Source organism: Streptomyces sp. NTH33, from assembly GCF_003236365.1.
In the GTDB taxonomy this organism is placed as follows: domain Bacteria; phylum Actinomycetota; class Actinomycetes; order Streptomycetales; family Streptomycetaceae; genus Streptomyces.
Genome location: NZ_POTZ01000811.1, coordinates 1 through 1,791, shown reverse-complemented (window position 1 = coordinate 1,791; position 1,791 = coordinate 1). Strand labels below are relative to the sequence as shown.

1 protein-coding gene is annotated in these 1,791 nt (G+C 67.8%); it reads right to left on the bottom strand.

The genetic code is table 11. From position 1 onward, the window contains the following. Positions 1–1,791 (bottom strand): (Fe-S)-binding protein (locus tag C1I97_RS36520; RefSeq protein ID WP_111007192.1); only part of this gene is annotated, 1,791 nt, incomplete at both ends.

Below are 1,791 nucleotides of genomic sequence, written 5' to 3'. Positions count from 1 at the left end.
CAGGGCGAGGGCCTCGTCGACGCGCTCGTCGTTGATGCGCTTGCCGATCCGCTCCTCCATCCACATCCGGGCGCCGCCGGCGCCGCAGCAGAAGCCGCGCTCCTTGTGGCGGTGCATCTCCTCGTTGCGCAGGCCCGGGACCTTGCCGATGATCTCGCGCGGGGGCGTGTAGATCTTGTTGTGGCGGCCCAGGTAGCACGGGTCGTGGTAGGTGATGATGCCCTCGACCGGGGTGATGGGGATCAGCTTGCCCTCGTCGACCAGGTGCTGCAGCAGCTGGGTGTGGTGGATGACCTCGTAGTCGCCGCCGAGCTGCGGGTACTCGTTGCCCAGGGTGTTGAGGCAGTGCGGGCAGGTGGCGACGATCTTCTTCGCCGACCTCGGCTTCCGCGACTCCTCGGTGACCTGGCCGTCGTCGTCCGTCTCCTCGCCGAAGGCGGTGTTCAGCGCCATGACGTTCTCCATGCCGAGCTCCTGGAACAGGGGCTCGTTGCCCAGGCGGCGGGCGGAGTCGCCGGTGCACTTCTCGTCGCCGCCCATGATCGCGAACTTGACGCCCGCGATGTGCAGCAGCTCGGCGAAGGCCTTGGTGGTCTTCTTGGCGCGGTCCTCCAGGGCGCCGGCGCAGCCGACCCAGTACAGGTACTCGATCTCGGAGAGGTCCTCGATGTCCTTGCCGACGACCGGGACCTCGAAGTCGACCTCCTTGGTCCACTCCAGGCGCTGCTTCTTGGCCAGGCCCCAGGGGTTGCCCTTCTTCTCCAGGTTCTTGAGCATCGTGCCCGCCTCGGAGGGGAACGACGACTCGATCATGACCTGGTAGCGGCGCATGTCGACGATGTGGTCGACGTGCTCGATGTCCACCGGGCACTGCTCGACGCAGGCGCCGCAGGTGGTGCAGGACCACAGGACGTCCGGGTCGATGACGCCGCCCGCGGCGAAGCCGCTGTCGGATGCGGCCTCGGCGGTGCCGATCAGCGGGCGCTCGGCCTCCGCCAGAGCCGCGGCCGGGACATCCTTCAGCTGTTCCTCGGACGCCTTCTCCTCGCCCTCCGTCGTCTTGCCGCCGCCGGCCAGCAGGTAGGGCGCCTTGGCGTGCGCGTGGTCACGCAGGGACATGATCAGCAGCTTCGGCGAGAGCGGCTTGCCGGTGTTCCAGGCCGGGCACTGCGACTGGCAGCGGCCGCACTCGGTGCAGGTGGAGAAGTCCAGCAGGCCCTTCCAGGAGAAGTGCTCGACCTGGGAGACGCCGAAGACGTCGTCCTCGCCGGGGTCGGTGAAGTCGATCGGCTTGCCGCCGCTCGTCATCGGCTGCAAGGCGCCCAGGGCGGTCTCACCGGTGGCGTTGCGCTTGAACCAGATGTTGGGGAAGGCCAGGAAGCGGTGCCAGGCCACACCCATGTCGGTGTTGAGGGAGACGGTGATCATCCAGATCAGCGAGACGCCGACCTTGATCATCGCGACGAAGTAGACCAGGTTCTGCAGCGCGGCCACGCTCAGGCCCTTGAAGGCCAGGACCAGCGGGTACGAGGCGAAGTAGGAGGCCTCGTAGCCGTCCACGCCGTGCAGGGCGCCCTCCAGGCCGCGCAGCACGTAGATCGCCAGGCCGATGGTGAGGATGACGTACTCGACGAAGTACGCCTGCCAGGCGGTGGAGCCCGCGAAGCGGGACTTGCGGCCGGCCCTCGAGGGCAGGCTCAGCAGGCGGATCGCCATCAGCACGGCGATGCCGATCACCGTCATCACGCCGATGAACTCGATGTACATCTCGAACGGCAGGAAGCCGCCGAG